Source organism: Variovorax boronicumulans, assembly GCF_030812215.1.
GTDB lineage: Bacteria > Pseudomonadota > Gammaproteobacteria > Burkholderiales > Burkholderiaceae_C > Variovorax > Variovorax boronicumulans_C.
Map to the genome: position 1 here is coordinate 68,446 of NZ_JAUSSG010000015.1, position 16,352 is coordinate 84,797.

The window sequence follows — 16,352 nt, forward strand, 5'->3', positions numbered from 1 at the left end:
AAACGATTTATCCGACTGGCACGCGCCATGCATAGGGCTCTTCAATCCCGCAACAGGAGCCTTTCATGAACGTCGGCATCTTCATTCCCATCGGCAACAACGGCTGGCTGCTTTCCGAAAACGCACCGCAGTACAAGCCCAGTTTCGCGCTCAACAAGGAGATCACGCTGAAGGCCGAGCACTACGGCGTCGACTTCGCGCTGTCGATGATCAAATTGCGCGGCTTCGGCGGCAAGACCGAGTTCTGGGACCACAACCTCGAGTCCTTCACGCTCATGGCCGGGCTCGCGGCCGTCACGACGAAGATCAAGCTCTTCGCCACCGCCGCCTCGCTGGTGATGCCGCCGGCCATCGTCGCGCGCATGGCCTCGACCATCGACTCCATCTCCGGCGGCCGCTTCGGCCTGAACCTCGTCACCGGCTGGCAGCGGCCCGAGTACTCGCAGATGGGCATGTGGCCCGGCGACCAGTTCTTCGGCACGCGCTACCAATACCTGTCCGAGTACATCCAGGTGCTGCGCGACCTCTGGGGCACCGGCAAGTCCGACTTCAAGGGCGACCACTTCCAGATGGACGACTGCCGCCTGAGCCCGCAACCGCAGGCCGACATGAAGGTGATCTGCGCCGGCCAGAGCGACGCGGGCATGGACTTCTCGGCGAAGTACGCCGACTACAACTTCTGCTTCGGCAAGGGCGTGAACACACCCAAGGCCTTTGCGCCTGCAGCTGAGAAACTCATCGAGGCCACGCGCAAGACCGGCCGCCGCGTCACCACCTACGTGCTGATGATGGTGATCGCCGACGAAACCGACGAGGCCGCGCGCGCCAAGTGGGAGCACTACAAGGCCGGCGCCGACCACGAAGCGATCGCGTGGCTGGGCCAGCAGGGCGCGGCCGACACCAAGTCGGGCGCCGACACCAACGTGCGCCAGATGGCCGACCCGACCTCGGCGGTGAACATCAACATGGGCACGCTGGTCGGCTCCTACGAAAGCGTCGCGCGCATGCTCGACGAAGTGGCCGAGGTACCCGGCACCGAAGGCGTGCTGCTGACCTTCGACGACTTCGTGCAGGGCGTCGAGGCTTTCGGCGAGCGCATCCAGCCGCTGATGAAGAGCCGCGCGCATGTGCAGAGCCCCGTAGCCTCTCAGGTCGAACCCGAGCGCCTTGCGGCCTGAAGAGGAGATGCGCATGACCACACCCGCCCCAAAGAACATCACGCTCACCTCGACCACGCCCGTCGGCGCGCCGCGCCTGCCCGGTGCGCCTGCACCGCTCGTGCTGCCCGCGCGCCCCGAGCCGCTGGCGCTGCACGCCACCGACTCCGCACTCATCGTCGTCGACATGCAGAACGCCTACGCCTCGCTCGGCGGGTATGTCGACTCGGCCGGCTTCGACATCTCCGGCGCGCAAGGCACCATCGCCAACATCGCACGCACCATCGCCGCCGCACGCGCGGCCGGCATGCTGGTCGTGTTCCTGCAGAACGGCTGGGATGCGGCGTATGTCGAGGCGGGCGGCCCCGGCTCGCCCAACTGGCACAAGTCGAACGCGCTCAAGACCATGCGCGCCAAGCCCGAGCTGCAGGGCAAGTTCCTCGCCAAGGGCGGCTGGGACTACGAACTCATCGCCGAGATGAAGCCGCAACCCGGCGACATCGTCGTGCCCAAGACGCGCTACAGCGGCTTCTTCAACAGCACGCTCGACAGCACCTTGCGCGCACGCGGCATTCGCCACCTCGTGTTCACCGGCATCGCGACCAACGTGTGCGTCGAATCGACGCTGCGCGATGCGTTCCACCTGGAGTACTTCGCGGTGATGCTGGAAGACGCCACGCACGAACTCGGCGGCGCGGCCATCCAGAAAGCCTCGGTCTACAACGTCGAGACCTTCTTCGGATGGGTCTCCACGGTGGACCAGTTCTGCAGCACCTTCGCACCGCAACGTGCCATTCAACCCACCACGGCCGAAGCGGCCATCGCCTGATTCATTCAAAGGAGTTTCCGAATGCCCAAGCAAGCCATCATCCCCCCCGGCACCGGCGTGCCCATCGCACCCTTCGTCCCCGGCACGCTCGCCGACGGCGTGCTCTACGTCTCGGGCACGCTGCCCTTCGACAAGGACAACAACGTCGTCCACGTCGGCGACGCCAGCGCGCAAGCCCGGCATGTGCTCACCACGATCCAGGGCGTGGTCGAGGCCGCGGGCGGCACCATGGACGACGTGACCTTCAACCAGATCATGCTCAAGGACTGGGCCGACTACGCGAAGATCAATGCGGTGTATGCCGAGTTCTTTCCCGGCACCAAGCCCGCGCGCTATTGCATCCAGTGCGGCCTCGTGAAGCCCGACGCGCTGGTCGAGATCGCCTCGATCGCGCACATCGGCAACAAGGCCTGAACACCATGAGCGCCGCGCCGGGCCGTCCCAAGCAAGCTCGCTCCCGCCTGGCGGGAAGGCGCGCAGCGCCAAGGGCGCACCAATGACCGCGCTGCACCATGAGGTGCACGGACCGTCCGATGCAGCGGCCACCGTGGTGCTGTCCTCGGGCCTCGGCGGCTCGGCCAACTTCTGGCGGCCGCAGCTCGGTGCATTGGTCGAGGCGGGCCACCGCGTGATCGCCTACGACCAGCGCGGCACGGGCCGCAGCCCCGGCGTGCTGCCCGCCGACTACGCCATCGCCGACATGGCGCAGGACGTCATCGAGATCCTCGATGCCACGAACACCTCGAAGTGCCATTTCGCCGGCCACGCGCTCGGCGGACTGGTCGGCTTGCAGCTCGCGCTCGATGCGCCCGATCGCGTGGCGAGCCTCGCGCTCGTCAACGCCTGGTCGAAACCGAATCCGCATTCCGCACGCTGCTTCGACGCACGCCTGGCGCTGCTCGGCGCGCTCGGTGCGCGCGCGTATGTCGAAGCGCAGCCGATCTTCCTGTACCCCGCCGCGTGGTGCGCCGAGCATGCGCAACACGTGGCCGACGAAGTCGATCACGCCTTCGCGCACTTCCCCGGCGAGGCCAACATGCGCGCGCGCATCGCCGCCCTGCGCGCCTTCGACGTCGATGCGCGCCTGGCGGAGATCGCCGCACCCACGCTGGTTGCCGCCGCGAAAGACGATGTGCTTGTTCCCTGGACCTGCTCGCAGCGCCTGGCTGACGGCCTGCACGACGTCACGCTCGACTTCATGCCGCACGGCGGCCATGCGCACAGCGTGACCGAAGCCGACGCCTTCAACCGCAGCCTGCTCGATTTTCTGACCCGGGTCCGCACACCCGCAGTTTCCGCATGACCACCACACAGACCCTCGACGACGCCGCGCTGTCGCTTCTCTTCACCAGCGCGCGCAGCCACAACGGCTGGACCGATGCACCCGTTTCCGATGCGCAGCTCCAGCAGATCTATGCCCTGGCCAGCCTCGGCCCGACCTCGGCCAACTGTTCGCCAGCGCGCTTCGTGTTCGTGCGCACGCCCGAGGGCAAGCAGCGCCTCGCGCCCGCGCTTTCGAAGGGCAATCTCGACAAGACCATGACGGCCCCCGTCACGGTCATCGCCGCGTGGGACCGCAAGTTCTACGACAAGCTGCCCACGCTGTTCCCGCATGCCGATGCGCGCAGCTGGTTCACCGGCAGCCCCGAGGCCGCGCACGAAACCGCCTTCCGCAATGCCACCCTGCAGGCCGGCTACCTGCTGCTCCCGCGCGCGCGGTGGGGCTCGATGCCGGACCGATGTCGGGCTTCGACAAGGCGAAGGTCGATGCGGCCTTCTTCGAAGGCACCGACTGGACCACCAACTTCCTCATCAATCTCGGTCACGGCGACGTGTCGAAAGTGTTCGGCCGCCTGCCGCGCCTGCCTTTCGACGAAGCCTGCACGCTGGCCTGACGCCAGCCGGAGTCCTCCATGCTCAACGCCATTGCATCCCACGTTCCGTCCACCGGTCTGCTGCCGCCGCTTCCCAAGGCCGACTACCGCAACGCGATGGCGCGCCTCGGTGCGGCGGTGAACATCATCACGACCGACGGTCCTGCAGGCCGCGCCGGCTTCACCGCCTCGGCCGTGTGCAGCGTGACCGACGAGCCGCCGATGCTGCTCGTGTGCCTGAACCGCTCGGCCTCGGTGTACCCGGCGTTCGCCGCCAACGGCGTGCTGTGCGTGAACGTGCTGGCCGCGGGCCACCAGACGCTCTCGGGCCTGTTCGGCGGCAAGACGCCGATGGATGAACGCTTCGCCGCCGGACGTTGGAGCCGCAAGGCCACCGGCTCGCCGGTGCTCGACGATGCGGCCGCGTCATTCGACTGCCGCGTGGTGAGCGCCACCAGCGCCGGTACGCACGACGTGCTGTTCTGCGAAGCGGTGGCGATCGCGATCGGCGGTGCGGCGCAGAGCCTCATCTACTTCGATCGCAAGTACCACGAGATCGCAGCGCCGCCCCACTGAGTCAGCGCACGGTGATGCCCTGCAGCACGATGCGCTGCACGTTCTCCACCGTCTGCTCGAAGAAGGCCGCATCGTCCAGCGTGTGCCCCGACAGCGCATGCACCTGCACGCCGAAATCGGCGTAGTGCTGCGTGATCGCCCACAGCGCGAAGATCAGGTGGTGCGGATCGACCGGCGCGAGCTTGCCGGCCTCCACCCAGGCGCGGATCACCTCCGACTTGCGCTCCACCAGCGTGCGCAGTTCGCGGTCGAGCTCGTCGCGCAGCAACGGCGCGCCCTGGATCATTTCGAGGCAGAACAGGCGCGATGCATCGGGCCTGTCGCGCGAGATCACGAGCTTGCGGCGGATGTAGTCGCCGATGGCTTCGCCCGGATCCTGCTCGGCGCTGAAGCCGCGCAGCGGCTCGAGCCACACCGAGAGCAGGTCGCGCAGCACGTTGACGTACAGCTCCTCCTTGTTCGCGAAGTAATAGAGCAGGTTGCTCTTGGACACATCGGCGCGTGCAGCCACCTGGTCGATCGAGGTGCCGTGCAGCCCGAAGCGCGAGAACAGGCCCAGCGCCGCACCGAGGATGGCGCTGCGCTTGTCCTCGATCTGGCGCAGGCGCCGGCTCACGGCGGAGGCGCTGCGCACCGCGGGCTTCGCAGATTTCACGGGTTTCGCGCGCTTGCGCGCCGGGCTCTTGTCGGTGCTGCTGGCCGCGGCCAGCACCTTGGTCTTGGGCATCTTCCCTCGCTCTTCGTGTACGGATTGCAGGTTCTCTGAACGGCGCACCACTGTAAGGCCGCGGTGCATCGCGTTGCGCCACGGCGGCCTTCGGGTGGCCGCAGCGCGCACCATGCTGACGCGACAAATTCGATTTGTCCATTTGGTCCAACTGGCACAGACGTTGCATGGCGAAAGGCATGCCAAGCATGAGGACCGACCCATGACCCTGCTGTCCGTACCGATCATCGATCTCGCGCCCTACTTCGCCGGCACCGCCGAGGGCAAGGCAGAGGTGGCCAGGAAAGTCGACGAGGCCTGCCGCAGCATCGGCTTCCTGGTCATCACCAACCACGGCATACCGGCCGAACTGGTGTCGCGCGTCTCGTCGCTCTCGCGCGAATTCTTCAACATGCCGCTGGCGGAAAAGCGCAAGGTCGATCGCCCCCGCGAAGACGCGGTGCGCGGCTACAGCGCCGTCGGCGAAGAGGGCCTCTCGTACAGCCTGGAAGAGGCCGCCCCCGGCGACCTGAAGGAGTCGTTCTCCATCGGCCCATCGAACGTGCCCGACGACGACTACCACCACGGCCCCGCCGCCGGCCCGCATTTCGAGCCCAACAGCTGGCCGCCCATCGCGGGCTTCCGCGATGCGTACGAAGGCTACTTCGAGGCCATGAGCGATCTCTCGCGTTCGCTGATGCGCATCTTCGCGCTCGGCCTCGAACTGCCCGAGACATTCTTCGACGACAAGATCGACAGGCACATCAGCATGTTCCGCGTGCTCAGCTATCCGCCGCAGCGCGAAGCGCCGCTGCCGGGCCAGTTGCGCGCAGGCGCGCACAGCGACTACGGCAGCCTCACGATCGTCCTGCCCGACGACAAGGGCCTGCAGGTGTTCAACAAGGCGGGCCAGTGGGTCGACGTGCCGCAGGTCGAGGGCGGCATGGTCGTCAACATCGCCGACCTCATGATGCAGTGGACCAACGACCTGTGGGTGTCCACGCTGCACCGCGTGGTGAACCCGCCCTTCGAGGTGGCGAGCACCAACCGCCGCCAGTCGCTGGTGTTCTTCCACCAGCCGAACTACGACGCGATGGTCGAGTGCCTGCCCAGTTGCCTCGCGCCGGGCGAGGCGCCGAAGTACGCGCCCATTTCGTCGGGCGACCACCTCACCTCGAAGTTCGTGAAGCAGACGACCTTCGGCGGCACCAAGGCGACGGCCTGAGCCGAGACCCGACATGGCCCACCTTTCCTACGTCAACGTCTTCGCAAAGGACGTGGTCGCGCTCAGCGGCTTCTACCAGCGCGTGTTCGGCTTCCCCGAGATCGAGGCGATCCGCTCGCCGATCTTCCGGGGCCTGGACACCGGCAAGTCGAGCCTGGGCTTCAACGCGCTCGACGCCTACGAGCTGCTGCACCTGGCCGAGTTCTCCGACACGCGCGGCGTGAAGTTCCTGCTGAACATCGACGTGGACAGCCAGGCCGACGTCGACCGCATGGTGCCCGTGGCGCTCGAGGCCGGCGCCACGCTCGTCAAGCCGCCCTACGTCACCTACTACAACTGGTACCAGTCCGTGCTGCTCGACCCCGAGGGCAACGTGTTCCGCATCAACTTCATGATGTGACGCGCGCGGCATCTCTCGCTTTTCTTCCGTCCCACTTCCTGCTTCCCACGAAAGGTCGCTCCATGCTGCGCACATCCACCACTGGCTTTCTCGGCCTTGCACTGACACTCGCGGCCGGCGGCGCGTTGTTCACGCTGCCCGCCCTGGCGGCCGACGGCTTCACGCTCAAGGACAAGCCGAAGATTGCGATGCTGTACTTCGGCCCGAAGAACGACGGCGGCTGGACGCAGGCCTTCGACGAAGCCCGCGTCAAGATCGAGAAGGAGATCGGCCAGAAGATCCAGTTCGTGGAGAACGTGCCCGAGGACGCCTCGGCCATCAAGCCGGCGGCCGAGAAGTTCATCCAGCGCGGCGCCAACATCGTGATCGGTACCGCCTTCGGCTATTCCGACAGCTTCAAGGACCTGGCCGCCAAGTACCCCGATGTGGCCTTCCTCAACGGCTCGGGCACCACCAACGGCACCAACCTCGAATCGTTCTACGGGCGCACCTACGAGAGCCAGTACCTCTGCGGCATGGCCGCGGGCGCGGCCTCCAAGACCGGCAAGCTCGGCTTCGTCGCGGCCAACCCCTTCGGCGTGGTGAACTGGACCATCAACGCCTTCGCGCTCGGTGCGCAGAAGATGAACCCCAACGCCACGGTCAACGTGATCTACACCGGCGCATGGAACGACCCCATCAAGGAACGCGCCGCCGCCGCCGCGCTCATCGACCAGGGCGCCGACGTCATCGGCCAGCACGTGGACAGCCCCACGCCGCAGATCGTGGCGCAGGAGCGCGGCGTGTACGCCACCGGCCACCACCGGGACCTTCGCCAGTTCGCGCCCAAGGCGACGCTGTGCTCGTCGGTGTGGGTGTGGGACCGCTTCCTCGTGCCCGAACTCAAGAAGGTGATGGCCGGCGGCTGGAAGCCCGCGCCCTACGGCGCCTTCATCGCCATGAAGGACGGCGGCACCGACATCGCAGGCTTCGGCCCCGCGGTGCCCAAGGACAAGGCGGCGGCGATCACGGCGGAACGCGAAGCCATCCTGAAGGGCAAGCAGATCTACGCGGGCCCGCTCGCCGATCGCGACGGCAAGGAGCGCGTGGCCAAGGGCGCGGTGCTGTCCGATGCCGACCTCTGGAAGATGGACTGGTTCGTCAAGGGCGTGGTCACGCAGAAGTAGACCCGCAGAAGCAAGCAGGTAAGCCCATGCCCAACAACGCGCTCGAACTCACCGGCATCCGCAAGACCTTCGACGGCTTTGCGGCGCTGACCGACGCCCACTTTGCCGCGCGCTGGGGCGAGGTGCATGCGCTGCTCGGCGAGAACGGCGCGGGCAAGTCTTCGCTGATGAACATCGCCGCCGGGCTCTATGCGCCCGAGGCCGGCCAACTGCTGGTGGACGACAACGAGGTGCGCTTTGCCGGCCCGCGCGATGCCGCCCGGCACCGCATCGGCATGGTCCACCAGCATTTCAAGCTGGTGCGGCCGTTCACGGTGGCAGAGAACATCCTGCTCACCGCACCGCCGCCGGCCGGGTTTCAGAGCCACGGCGAGCGGCTGCGCGAGATTTCGCGTGACATCCGCAACAAGGCCTCGCAGCTGGGCTTCGACATCGATCCTTCGAAGCGCATCGACGCGCTCTCGATTGCGGAGCAGCAGCGCGTGGAGATCCTCAAGGTGCTGCTCGCGGGCGCGCGCATCCTGATCCTGGACGAGCCGACCGCGGTGCTGACCGACCAGGAAGCCGCACGCCTTTTGCAGATGGTGCAGGGGCTTGCACGCAGCGGTTCGGCCGTGGTGCTGGTCACGCACAAGATGGCCGACGTGAAGACCTATGCCGACCGCGTGACGGTGATGCGCGGCGGCCGCACGGTGGCCACCCTGTCGCCGGGTGCCACGACCGTGGACGAACTGGTGAAGCTGACCGTGGGTGAATCCGTCGCCGCACCTTCGTCGCAAGCGGCAAGGGCGCCGCGCGGACCGGTGCGGTTGTCGGTGCGTGGGCTGCGTTCGGCGGCTTCGCCGCAGGGCCGCCGCGTGCTCGACGGCGTCGATCTCCAATTGCATGCCGGCGAGATCTACGGCCTGGCCGGTGTCGGCGGCAACGGCCAGAGCGAGCTGGCCGGCGCCATCATGGGCCTGCCCGACGTCAGCGGCAGCCTCGAAGGCGAGATGCAGCTCGACGGCCATGGCGATCTGAAGACCATGTCCGCACCGGCACGCCGCAACGTCGGCATCGCCGCGATTCCGGCCGACCGCTACGGGCTCGCGCTCGCGGGCGGCCTGTCGGTGGCCGAGAACTACGCCATCGGCCGCGTGCACAGCGGGCGCTACGGCCCCGTCTGGCATCTGCGCCGCAACCGCATCCAGAGCGACACGCAGGAGGCCGTGCGCGCCTTCGACGTGCAAGGCGTGCGCTCGGTGGCACAGAAGGCGGCGCTGCTCTCCGGCGGCAACGCGCAGAAGCTCGTGCTCGCACGCGAGTTCGGCAAGTCGCCCACGCTGGTGCTCGCGCACAGCCCGAGCCGTGGGCTCGACGTGCGTGCCAGCGCCGAGGTGCATGCGCGCCTGCGCGCCGCGCGCGACGATGGGGCCGCGGTGCTCCTCATCAGCGAAGACCTCGACGAGGTGCTTCAACTGGCAGACCGCGTGGGCGTGATGACGCGCGGGCGCATCGCCGGCGAGTTCGCGCAGCCGGCCAACCGGCAGGCCATCGGGCAGGCGATGGTGGACCATGGCTGACGCATCGCTCGCGGCCATCGCGCATCCCGCTCGAACCGACATGAAGACACCCGAGCCCGTGCGCACGCGCCAGCCCCTCGCCAGCCGCCGCTATGCGCTGGAGATCCGCCAGCACATGGCCTGGCGCTGGCAGGCGCTGGTCCTGGCGATCGCGCTGCTGGTGGGCCTTGCGATCTCGGCCGCCATCCTCGTGGCCGCGGGTGTGCCCGCCGACGAGCTCGCCAACGAGTTCGTGATGCAGACCTTCTTGGACGGCCAGAACTTTCGCGCCGTGCTGTTCCAGGCCGCGCCGATGATCCTGGTGGGGCTGGCGGGCGCCATCGCGTTCCGTGCGCGCTTCTGGAACCTGGGCCTGGAAGGCCAGATGGTCTGGGGCGCCATCGGCGCGACCGCCGTCTCGATGTGGCAGATCGGCCCCGAGAACCTGCGCCTGCCGCTGATGTTCGTCGCGGCCATCGGCTGCGGGCTGCTGTGGGTGCTCGGCCCTGCATGGCTGAAGCTCAAGCTCGGCGTGAACGAGATCATCTCGACGCTGATGCTCAACTACATGGCGGCCAACTTCCTGCTGCATCTGGTGTACGGCAGCTGGAAGGACCCGAAGGACAACTTCCCCTACTCGCCGCAGTTCCGCGCCTTCGAGCGGCTGCCCGAGCTGGGCGCGGGCGTGGGCAGCGCGATCCTGCTGGCGGGCATCGTCGCGCTGCTGGCGTGGTGGCTGGTGGGCGTGAGCCGCGTGGGGCTGTACCTGCGCTTCGTCGATGCCAACCCGCGCGTGGCGCATGCCAACGGGGTGCCGGTGCGCCGCACCATCTATGGCGCGGTGCTGCTGTCGGGCGCGATGGCGGGGCTGGCGGGCTTTGCGGTGGCGGCGGGCCAGGAGGGGCGGCTCACGCAGGCCTTCTACCAGGGCTACGGCTTCTCGGGCATCCTCATCGCCTTCCTGGCACGCAACAACCCGCTGGCGGCCACCGTGGTGGCGCTGCTGGTGGCGGCGCTGTTCGTCACCGGCCGCAGCCTGCAGGTGTTCTACCAGGTGCCGTTCTCGATGGTGCAGCTGATCCAGGCGGTGATCGTGGTGTGCGTGGCATCGAGCGACTTCTTCATTCGCCACCGGATTCGCCGGCTGGGCGCCGACAGCGCGGAGGCGGCGTGATGGACGCGGGCGTCCTTCTCAACTGGCTCGCGAACACGCCGGACTTCGCGGTGCCCTATGCGCTGGCGGCGCTGGGCCTCATCATCTGCGAGCGCGCGGGCGTGCTCTCGCTCGGCGCCGAGGGGTTGATGCTGGTGGGGGCGCTGGTGGGCATCGGCGCGCAGATCACGCTGGGCCAGCCCGCCGTGTCGCTCGTGCTCGCGATGCTCGCGGCCAGCCTCGTGTCGATGCTGTTCGCGGTGATGGTGATCTGGCTGCGCGTGAACCAGGTGATCGCGGGCCTGGCGCTGGTGTTCTTCTGCCAGGGCCTCACGGCGCTGGTCGGCTCGCTGGCCGAATGGACCAACCACGCAACCGGGGGCATCGGCACGCTGGCGCTGTGGCCGCTGTCGTCGCTCCCCGGCGTGGGCCGGCTCTTCGAGCAGAACGCGATGGTCTGGCTCACGCTGCCGATCTTCGGGGCGGTGGCCTGGTTCTTCGCGCGCACCGCCACGGGCCTGCGCCTTCGTGCAGTGGGCGAGAACCCGCAGGCAGCCGATGCGGCGGGCATCCGCGTGGCGGCATGGCGCTTCGTCGCGGTGCTCGCGGGCTCCGCGCTGGTCGGGCTGGCGGGCGCCTACATCTCGGTGGTCAGCACCAAGCTGTGGATCGCGGGCATGACCGGCGGGCGCGGCTGGATCGCGGTGGGCCTGGTGATCTTTGCGCGCTGGTCGCCGTGGAAGGCGCTCATCGGCGCGCTGCTGTTCGGCTGCATCGAGGCATTGATTCCGCAACTGGCCGCTGCCGGCGTCCAGCTGCCGCAGTACTTCGTGATGATGACGCCGTACGCGGTCACGCTCGGCGTGATGGTCTGGGTCGCGCTCGGAAAAAAGCGCAGCGGCGACGACGAGCCCGGTGCGCTGGGGCAGCCCTATGTGCGGGAGGAGCGGCGATGAAGGCCTGGGTCTACGACAAGGAGCGCGAGCTCGACGCGGCGCAGTTCGCCGACTACCTGAACCCCGCCACCACCGCGGTCGTCTCCATCGACATGCACCGCGGGCACCTGGACGACAGTCCCGACTGCCCCTGCCCCGCGCCGCGTGCGCGCGACGTGGTGGCGCCGATCGACAGCTTTCATGACGAGGTGCGTGCGCTCGGCGTGCGCATCGTGCACATCAAGTCGGTGCTGCGGCCGGGCGGCGAAGACGACATCCACGGCATTCCCGCCGCGTGGCGGCGCACCTTTCCGCTGCATGTCGGTGCGATCCCGAATGCCGACGCGCACGCCATCGAAGGCTCGCGCTGGACCGAATGGGTCACGCGCGTCGAACCCGGCGACATGCGCGTGGACACCAAGCGCCGGCTCTCGGCCTTCTATCCGACCGACCTGGACTTTCTCCTGCGCAACCAGCGCATCGAGACCGTCGTGCTCAACGGCGGCTTTACCGACTGCTGCGTGCTCAACACCGCCTTCGACGCCAACAACCGCAACTACCGCGTGATCGTGCTGCGCGACCTGGTGCGCGGCACCGATGTGCATCTGGAGGGCGCCGCGCTCGCCATGGTGTCGCTGCACCTGGGGCTGGTGGTCGATTCGGGGGAACTGCTGCGCCAGTGGCGCGGCTCGCGCGGCTGAGGCGTCAGCCCAACCAGCGCTGCGCCACGGCCTGCATCTGCTGGCCCTGCGAGGCCTCCCAGACTATGTCCGGCGCGGCCACGTGCACGCCCGGCGGCGCGATGCGCAGCGCCACGTCGACCAGCTCGGCCACCTTGGACGCGCGCACCGGCTGCTCGCTGCTGGGCACCATGAAGCGCACGATCGACAGCATCCAGGCGGCGAGCCTTTCGGCGGGGTTGGCGAACTTCGCATTCAACGGCTTGCGCGCCGAACGCACGAGGATCACCCGGTCGAAGCCGTTGGAGACCACCGCCTGCTCGTCCAGGCTCGCGAGCCCGCGCTTGAGCGCCTCGGGCAGCTTGCCTTGGTCGTGCGGCTGCACGATGGCCAGCGTCCGCACGCCGCAGGCGCGCAGCCAGCGCGAAAGCTCTGGCAGGTCGGCGGGCTGCGGCACCCACAGCGCGCGCTCGCGGTCGTGGTACAGCCGCGGCGGATCGAAGGCGATGACCGCGGTGTCGGCCGACGTCAGCGGCCATTGCGCGATCGGCAGGTCCGGGCTCAGGTACGTCTCGACGCCGCGCAGCCCGTCGCGGATCGGCTCGCGCGCCAGCACGCGCGCATGGGCATACCGGTGGCTGCCCGCGAGCCGCCGCAGCAACTCCTGTCCCAGCGCGCCGGTTGCGCCGGCAATCAGCAGCGTGCCAGCGTTGGCCGCGGTGGCGGGCGGTACGCCGCGGTTCGCCGCCTGGAGTGCCTGGAGGGGATCGAGGGACATAGAGCCACCTATGCTACCTTCCGGCTCTTCTCGCGGAGGTAATGCAAATGATGATGAAGCGCTGGTTCCTGATCCTTGCGGCGGTCGTGTCCCTGAGCGGATGCGGCTACAACGATTTCCAGTCCCTCGACGAGGCCAGCAAATCGGCCTGGAGCGAGGTGCTCAACCAGTACCAGCGGCGCGCCGACCTCGTGCCCAACATCGTGGCCACCGTCAAGGGCGAGGCCAGCTTCGAGCAGGACACGCTCACCAAGGTCATCGAGGCCCGCGCCAAGGCCACCTCGATCCAGGTGACGCCCGAGACGCTCAACAACCCCGAGGCCTTCAACAAGTTCCAGCAGGCGCAGGGCGAGCTCTCTTCGGCGCTCTCGCGGCTGATGGTGGTGTCGGAGCGCTATCCCGAGCTCAAGGCCAACCAGGCCTTCCGCGACCTGCGCGTGACGCTCGAAGGCACCGAGAACCGCATCACCGTGGCGCGCAACCGCTACATCGAGAGCGTGCAGGAGTACAACGTGCTCGCGCGCAGCTTCCCCACCAACATCACGGCCAAGATCTTCAGCTACGCGCCGAAGCCCAACTTCTCGGTGCAGAACGAAGCGCAGATCTCGACACCGCCCACGGTCGATTTCAGCGCACCGAAGAAGTAAGCCGCGCCGATGGTTGCAGCCCTGCTCCGCCGCGCGCTGGCTGCAGTCTTCGTCGCAGCGCTCGCATGGATCGCCTTGCCAGCGCTGGCGCAAGGCCTGCTGCCGGTGCCCGCGCTCACCGCGCGCGTCATCGACCAGACCGGCACGCTCGACGCCGCGCAGCGCTCGGGCCTGGAGACCAAGCTCGCCGCCTTCGAGCAGCGCAAGGGCTCGCAGATCGTGGTGCTGATGGTGCCGACCACCCAGCCCGAGGACATTGCCAGCTACGCGCAACGCGTCGGCGACGCCTGGAAGATCGGCCGCAAGGACGTGGGCGACGGCCTCCTCGTGATCGTCGCCAAGGACGATCGCAAGATGCGCATCGCCACGGCCAAGGCGCTCGAAGGCGCCGTTCCCGACCTCGCGGCCGTGCGCATCATCGACGAGGAGATGAAGCCGCGCTTTCGCAACAACGACTTCGCGGGCGGACTCAATGCGGCGGTGGACCGGCTCATCGGCCTGGTCGACGGCGAGCCGTTGCCCGAGCCTTCGCGCAGCAGTGGCGGCAGCAGTTCGGGCGGCGGCGATTTCGACTGGGAGAACCTCGCGATCTTCCTGTTCGTCGGCGTCTTCGTCGGCGCGCCGATCGTGCGCGCCATCCTGGGCAAGACGCTGGGCTCGGTCGTCATGGGCGGCGGCATCGGCCTGGTGGCGTTCTTTCTCACGACCAGCATGGTCATCGCGGTGATCGCCGGGCTGATCGCGCTCATGGTCTCTCTGTTCTCGGGCCTTGCGGGGTTCGGCGGCGGTCGCGGGGGCGGTGGTGGTTGGAGCAGCGGCGGTGGCGGCGGATGGGGTGGGGGCGGCGGCGGCGGAGGCGGGGGCTTCAGCTCCGGCGGTGGTGGCAATTTCGGCGGCGGCGGCGCCTCGGGAGACTGGTGAACATGGCAGCAACTGCAGAACCGACGCTCTTCTCGAAGCTGGGCCGTATCTGGCGCCATCGATGGACCGACGAAGCCGCGGTGCGCCGCGTGCTGCCGGCCGACGCAATGCAGCGCCTCGCCGCCCGCGTGGCCGCGAGCGAGCGGCGCCACAGCGGCGAGGTCCGCATCTGCGTCGAAGCCGGCCTGCCGATGTCGTACCTCTGGCGCCATGCGCCGCCCAGGGAGCGCGCCGTCACGCTGTTCGGCAAGCTGCGCGTGTGGGACACCGAGCACAACAACGGCGTGCTGATCTACCTGCTGCTGGCCGAGCACGCGATCGAGATCGTGGCCGACCGCGGCATCGACTCGCGCGTGGACGATGCCGAATGGGCTGCGATGGCGCAGCGCATGGGCGCGGCGTTTCGCGACGGCCGCTTCGAGGACGGGCTCACGCAGGCGCTCGAGGAAATGTCGGCCCTGCTGGTCGCGCACTTTCCACTGGCCGAGGACGAGGCCGATACCAACGAGTTGCCCGACGAGCCCGTGGTGCTCTGAGCACCACCCCGCTCAGTCAGTCAGCCGGCGGCAACGCCCACACGGTCTCGCCGCCCACCGCATAGAAACGCCGCTCCGGCGCCGTCTCCATCAGCCATCCGCCCGTGAACTCGCCGAAGGCCGGCAGCACGGCCTGCCGCGCATCGCTCACGAAACAGGGCAGCCGCACGCTGTCGCGCCCCGGTCCGTAGAGCCTGCACGCCGGATGCAGGTGTCCCGCGAGCACGAAATGCGTGGCGTGCGATTGCGGATGGTGGCAGCAGGCGAACGGGCCGAGCAGGAAGGGCTCGTCGACCACCTCGATGCCCAGCGCCGCAGGCGGATCGCCTGCGCGGCTGTCGTGGTTGCCGCGCACCAGCGTCATGGCAATACCGGCGTGCGTGGCGCGCCAGGCTTCGAGCGCGGCCAGCACCTGCGGCGTGCGGGCCTGGGCCGCATGCAGAAAATCGCCAAGGAAGACGATGCGCCCGGGCACCTGGGCGGCGATCAGGTCATCGAGCCGCGCCAGGTTCTCCTGCGTGGTGCCGCCCGGCACCGGCTGCCCCAGCGCGCGATAGGTTGCGGCCTTGCCGATGTGCAGGTCGGCGATGAACAGCACGCGCCCGCCGGGCCACCAGAGCGCGCGCCCGGGCAGCAGGTGCAGAAGCTCGCCGGCCCATTGGACAGCGAGCGTGGAGGCGGTAAGGTGCGAGGAGGTCACGGCCAACCAGTTTCGCAAAAGACGCGCGAACCGGCCGCCATCTTGCAATTCAACCGGACGAGCCCCAGTTTTTCCTTATGACCGAATCGCCCCCGAAGCTCATCGTCTGCCCCCACTGCCACACCACCAACCGCGTGCGTGCGGAGCAGCTGGGCAGCGCGCCCGATTGCGGCAGCTGCCACAAGGCGCTGTTCGCCGGCCACTCGACCGCACTGCCCGACGAAAAGACCTTCGACCGCCACATCTCGCGCAACGAGATCCCGGTGCTGGTCGACTTCTGGGCCCCGTGGTGCGGCCCCTGCCGCCAGATGGCACCGGGCTACGAACAGGCCGCGGCGCAGCTCGAACCGCACGTGCGCCTGGCCAAGGTCGACACCGAGGCCGTGCCCGCACTCGGTGCACGCTTCAACATTCGCAGCATCCCGACGCTGGCCCTCTTCCGCGGCGGCCGCGAAGTGGCACGGCAGGCCGGCGCGATGGGCGCGGCGGACATCGTGCGGTGGGTCAAGGCGCACGGCGGCTGACCGG

19 protein-coding genes and 1 pseudogene are annotated in these 16,352 nt (G+C 68.5%); 17 read left to right on the forward strand and 3 right to left on the reverse strand.

Annotated elements, in window-relative coordinates:
* Nucleotides 1–65: 65 nt before the first annotated feature.
* The 6 genes and pseudogenes from rutA to rutF all read left to right on the forward strand — a co-directional run bounded on the left by rutA (nt 66) and on the right by rutF (nt 4,436).
* Nucleotides 66–1,178 (forward strand): pyrimidine utilization protein A, encoded by a 1,113-nt coding sequence (gene rutA, locus J2W23_RS29695; protein WP_307651292.1) that lies wholly within the window; start codon nt 66–68, stop codon nt 1,176–1,178.
* Between the two features lie 13 nt (nt 1,179–1,191).
* Nucleotides 1,192–1,986 carry a pyrimidine utilization protein B gene (rutB, locus tag J2W23_RS29700; RefSeq protein ID WP_307651293.1) on the forward strand — a complete coding sequence of 265 codons (795 nt, stop codon included), beginning with the start codon at nt 1,192–1,194 and terminating at the stop codon, nt 1,984–1,986.
* Nucleotides 1,987–2,007: 21 nt separating this feature from the next.
* Nucleotides 2,008–2,400, forward strand: coding sequence for a pyrimidine utilization protein C (gene rutC / locus J2W23_RS29705; protein WP_307651294.1), 393 nt, complete (start codon nt 2,008–2,010; stop codon nt 2,398–2,400).
* Nucleotides 2,401–2,482: 82 nt separating this feature from the next.
* Nucleotides 2,483–3,289, forward strand: a complete 807-nt coding sequence (gene rutD / locus J2W23_RS29710; protein ID WP_307651295.1) for a pyrimidine utilization protein D — start codon at nt 2,483–2,485, stop codon at nt 3,287–3,289.
* Nucleotides 3,286–3,881, forward strand: a pseudogene (locus tag J2W23_RS29715) (malonic semialdehyde reductase). The gene rutD and the pseudogene J2W23_RS29715 overlap by 4 nt, the downstream one beginning before the upstream one ends.
* Nucleotides 3,882–3,899: 18 nt before the next feature.
* Nucleotides 3,900–4,436 (forward strand): NADH-dependent FMN reductase RutF, encoded by a 537-nt coding sequence (gene rutF, locus J2W23_RS29720; protein WP_307651296.1) that lies wholly within the window; start codon nt 3,900–3,902, stop codon nt 4,434–4,436.
* A gap of 1 nt (nt 4,437) precedes the next feature.
* On the opposite strand, the gene rutR is transcribed toward rutF, so the two are convergent.
* Nucleotides 4,438–5,163 carry an HTH-type transcriptional regulator RutR gene (gene rutR / locus J2W23_RS29725; RefSeq protein ID WP_176661884.1) on the reverse strand — a complete coding sequence of 242 codons (726 nt, stop codon included), beginning with the start codon at nt 5,161–5,163 and terminating at the stop codon, nt 4,438–4,440.
* Between the two features lie 202 nt (nt 5,164–5,365).
* Here rutR and J2W23_RS29730 point away from each other — a divergent pair, with 202 nt between their 5' ends.
* The 7 genes from J2W23_RS29730 to J2W23_RS29760 all read left to right on the forward strand — a co-directional run bounded on the left by J2W23_RS29730 (nt 5,366) and on the right by J2W23_RS29760 (nt 12,263).
* Nucleotides 5,366–6,367 carry an isopenicillin N synthase family dioxygenase gene (locus J2W23_RS29730; protein WP_176661883.1) on the forward strand — a complete coding sequence of 334 codons (1,002 nt, stop codon included), beginning with the start codon at nt 5,366–5,368 and terminating at the stop codon, nt 6,365–6,367.
* Between the two features lie 13 nt (nt 6,368–6,380).
* Nucleotides 6,381–6,767, forward strand: coding sequence for a VOC family protein (locus tag J2W23_RS29735; RefSeq protein WP_176661882.1), 387 nt, complete (start codon nt 6,381–6,383; stop codon nt 6,765–6,767).
* A gap of 62 nt (nt 6,768–6,829) precedes the next feature.
* The gene (locus J2W23_RS29740) at nt 6,830–7,933 is read left to right on the forward strand and encodes a BMP family ABC transporter substrate-binding protein (RefSeq protein ID WP_307651297.1); all 1,104 of its coding nucleotides are present in this window, start codon (nt 6,830–6,832) and stop codon (nt 7,931–7,933) included.
* A gap of 26 nt (nt 7,934–7,959) precedes the next feature.
* Nucleotides 7,960–9,495 carry an ABC transporter ATP-binding protein gene (locus J2W23_RS29745; protein ID WP_307651298.1) on the forward strand — a complete coding sequence of 512 codons (1,536 nt, stop codon included), beginning with the start codon at nt 7,960–7,962 and terminating at the stop codon, nt 9,493–9,495.
* Complete coding sequence (locus J2W23_RS29750) at nt 9,488–10,648, forward strand: ABC transporter permease (protein WP_307651299.1); 1,161 nt, start codon at nt 9,488–9,490, stop codon at nt 10,646–10,648. Before J2W23_RS29745 ends, J2W23_RS29750 begins: the two co-directional genes overlap by 8 nt.
* Complete coding sequence (locus tag J2W23_RS29755; protein ID WP_307651300.1) at nt 10,648–11,583, forward strand: ABC transporter permease; 936 nt, start codon at nt 10,648–10,650, stop codon at nt 11,581–11,583. Before J2W23_RS29750 ends, J2W23_RS29755 begins: the two co-directional genes overlap by 1 nt.
* Nucleotides 11,580–12,263 carry a cysteine hydrolase family protein gene (locus J2W23_RS29760; protein WP_307651301.1) on the forward strand — a complete coding sequence of 228 codons (684 nt, stop codon included), beginning with the start codon at nt 11,580–11,582 and terminating at the stop codon, nt 12,261–12,263. Before J2W23_RS29755 ends, J2W23_RS29760 begins: the two co-directional genes overlap by 4 nt.
* A 4-nt stretch (nt 12,264–12,267) precedes the next feature.
* Here J2W23_RS29760 and J2W23_RS29765 read toward each other — a convergent pair whose 3' ends face one another.
* Nucleotides 12,268–13,020, reverse strand: coding sequence for a hypothetical protein (locus J2W23_RS29765; RefSeq protein WP_176662046.1), 753 nt, complete (start codon nt 13,018–13,020; stop codon nt 12,268–12,270).
* 47 nt (nt 13,021–13,067) lie between these two features.
* Between J2W23_RS29765 and J2W23_RS29770 the strand changes: the two genes are divergently transcribed.
* The 3 genes from J2W23_RS29770 to J2W23_RS29780 are packed head-to-tail and all read left to right on the forward strand — an operon-like array spanning nt 13,068 to nt 15,124.
* Nucleotides 13,068–13,667 carry a LemA family protein gene (locus J2W23_RS29770; protein WP_176662047.1) on the forward strand — a complete coding sequence of 200 codons (600 nt, stop codon included), beginning with the start codon at nt 13,068–13,070 and terminating at the stop codon, nt 13,665–13,667.
* 9 nt (nt 13,668–13,676) lie between these two features.
* Nucleotides 13,677–14,588 (forward strand): TPM domain-containing protein, encoded by a 912-nt coding sequence (locus J2W23_RS29775; protein WP_307651302.1) that lies wholly within the window; start codon nt 13,677–13,679, stop codon nt 14,586–14,588.
* Nucleotides 14,589–14,590: 2 nt separating this feature from the next.
* Nucleotides 14,591–15,124 (forward strand): TPM domain-containing protein, encoded by a 534-nt coding sequence (locus J2W23_RS29780; RefSeq protein WP_307651303.1) that lies wholly within the window; start codon nt 14,591–14,593, stop codon nt 15,122–15,124.
* A gap of 16 nt (nt 15,125–15,140) precedes the next feature.
* Here the strand turns inward: J2W23_RS29780 and pdeM are convergent, their stop codons facing one another.
* Nucleotides 15,141–15,824 (reverse strand): ligase-associated DNA damage response endonuclease PdeM, encoded by a 684-nt coding sequence (gene pdeM / locus J2W23_RS29785; protein ID WP_176662050.1) that lies wholly within the window; start codon nt 15,822–15,824, stop codon nt 15,141–15,143.
* Between the two features lie 77 nt (nt 15,825–15,901).
* Between pdeM and trxC the strand changes: the two genes are divergently transcribed.
* A complete protein-coding gene (trxC, locus tag J2W23_RS29790; RefSeq protein ID WP_176662051.1) occupies nt 15,902–16,348 on the forward strand; it encodes a thioredoxin TrxC in 447 nt (148 codons plus the stop codon).
* The last annotated feature ends 4 nt before the right edge of the window (nt 16,349–16,352 follow it).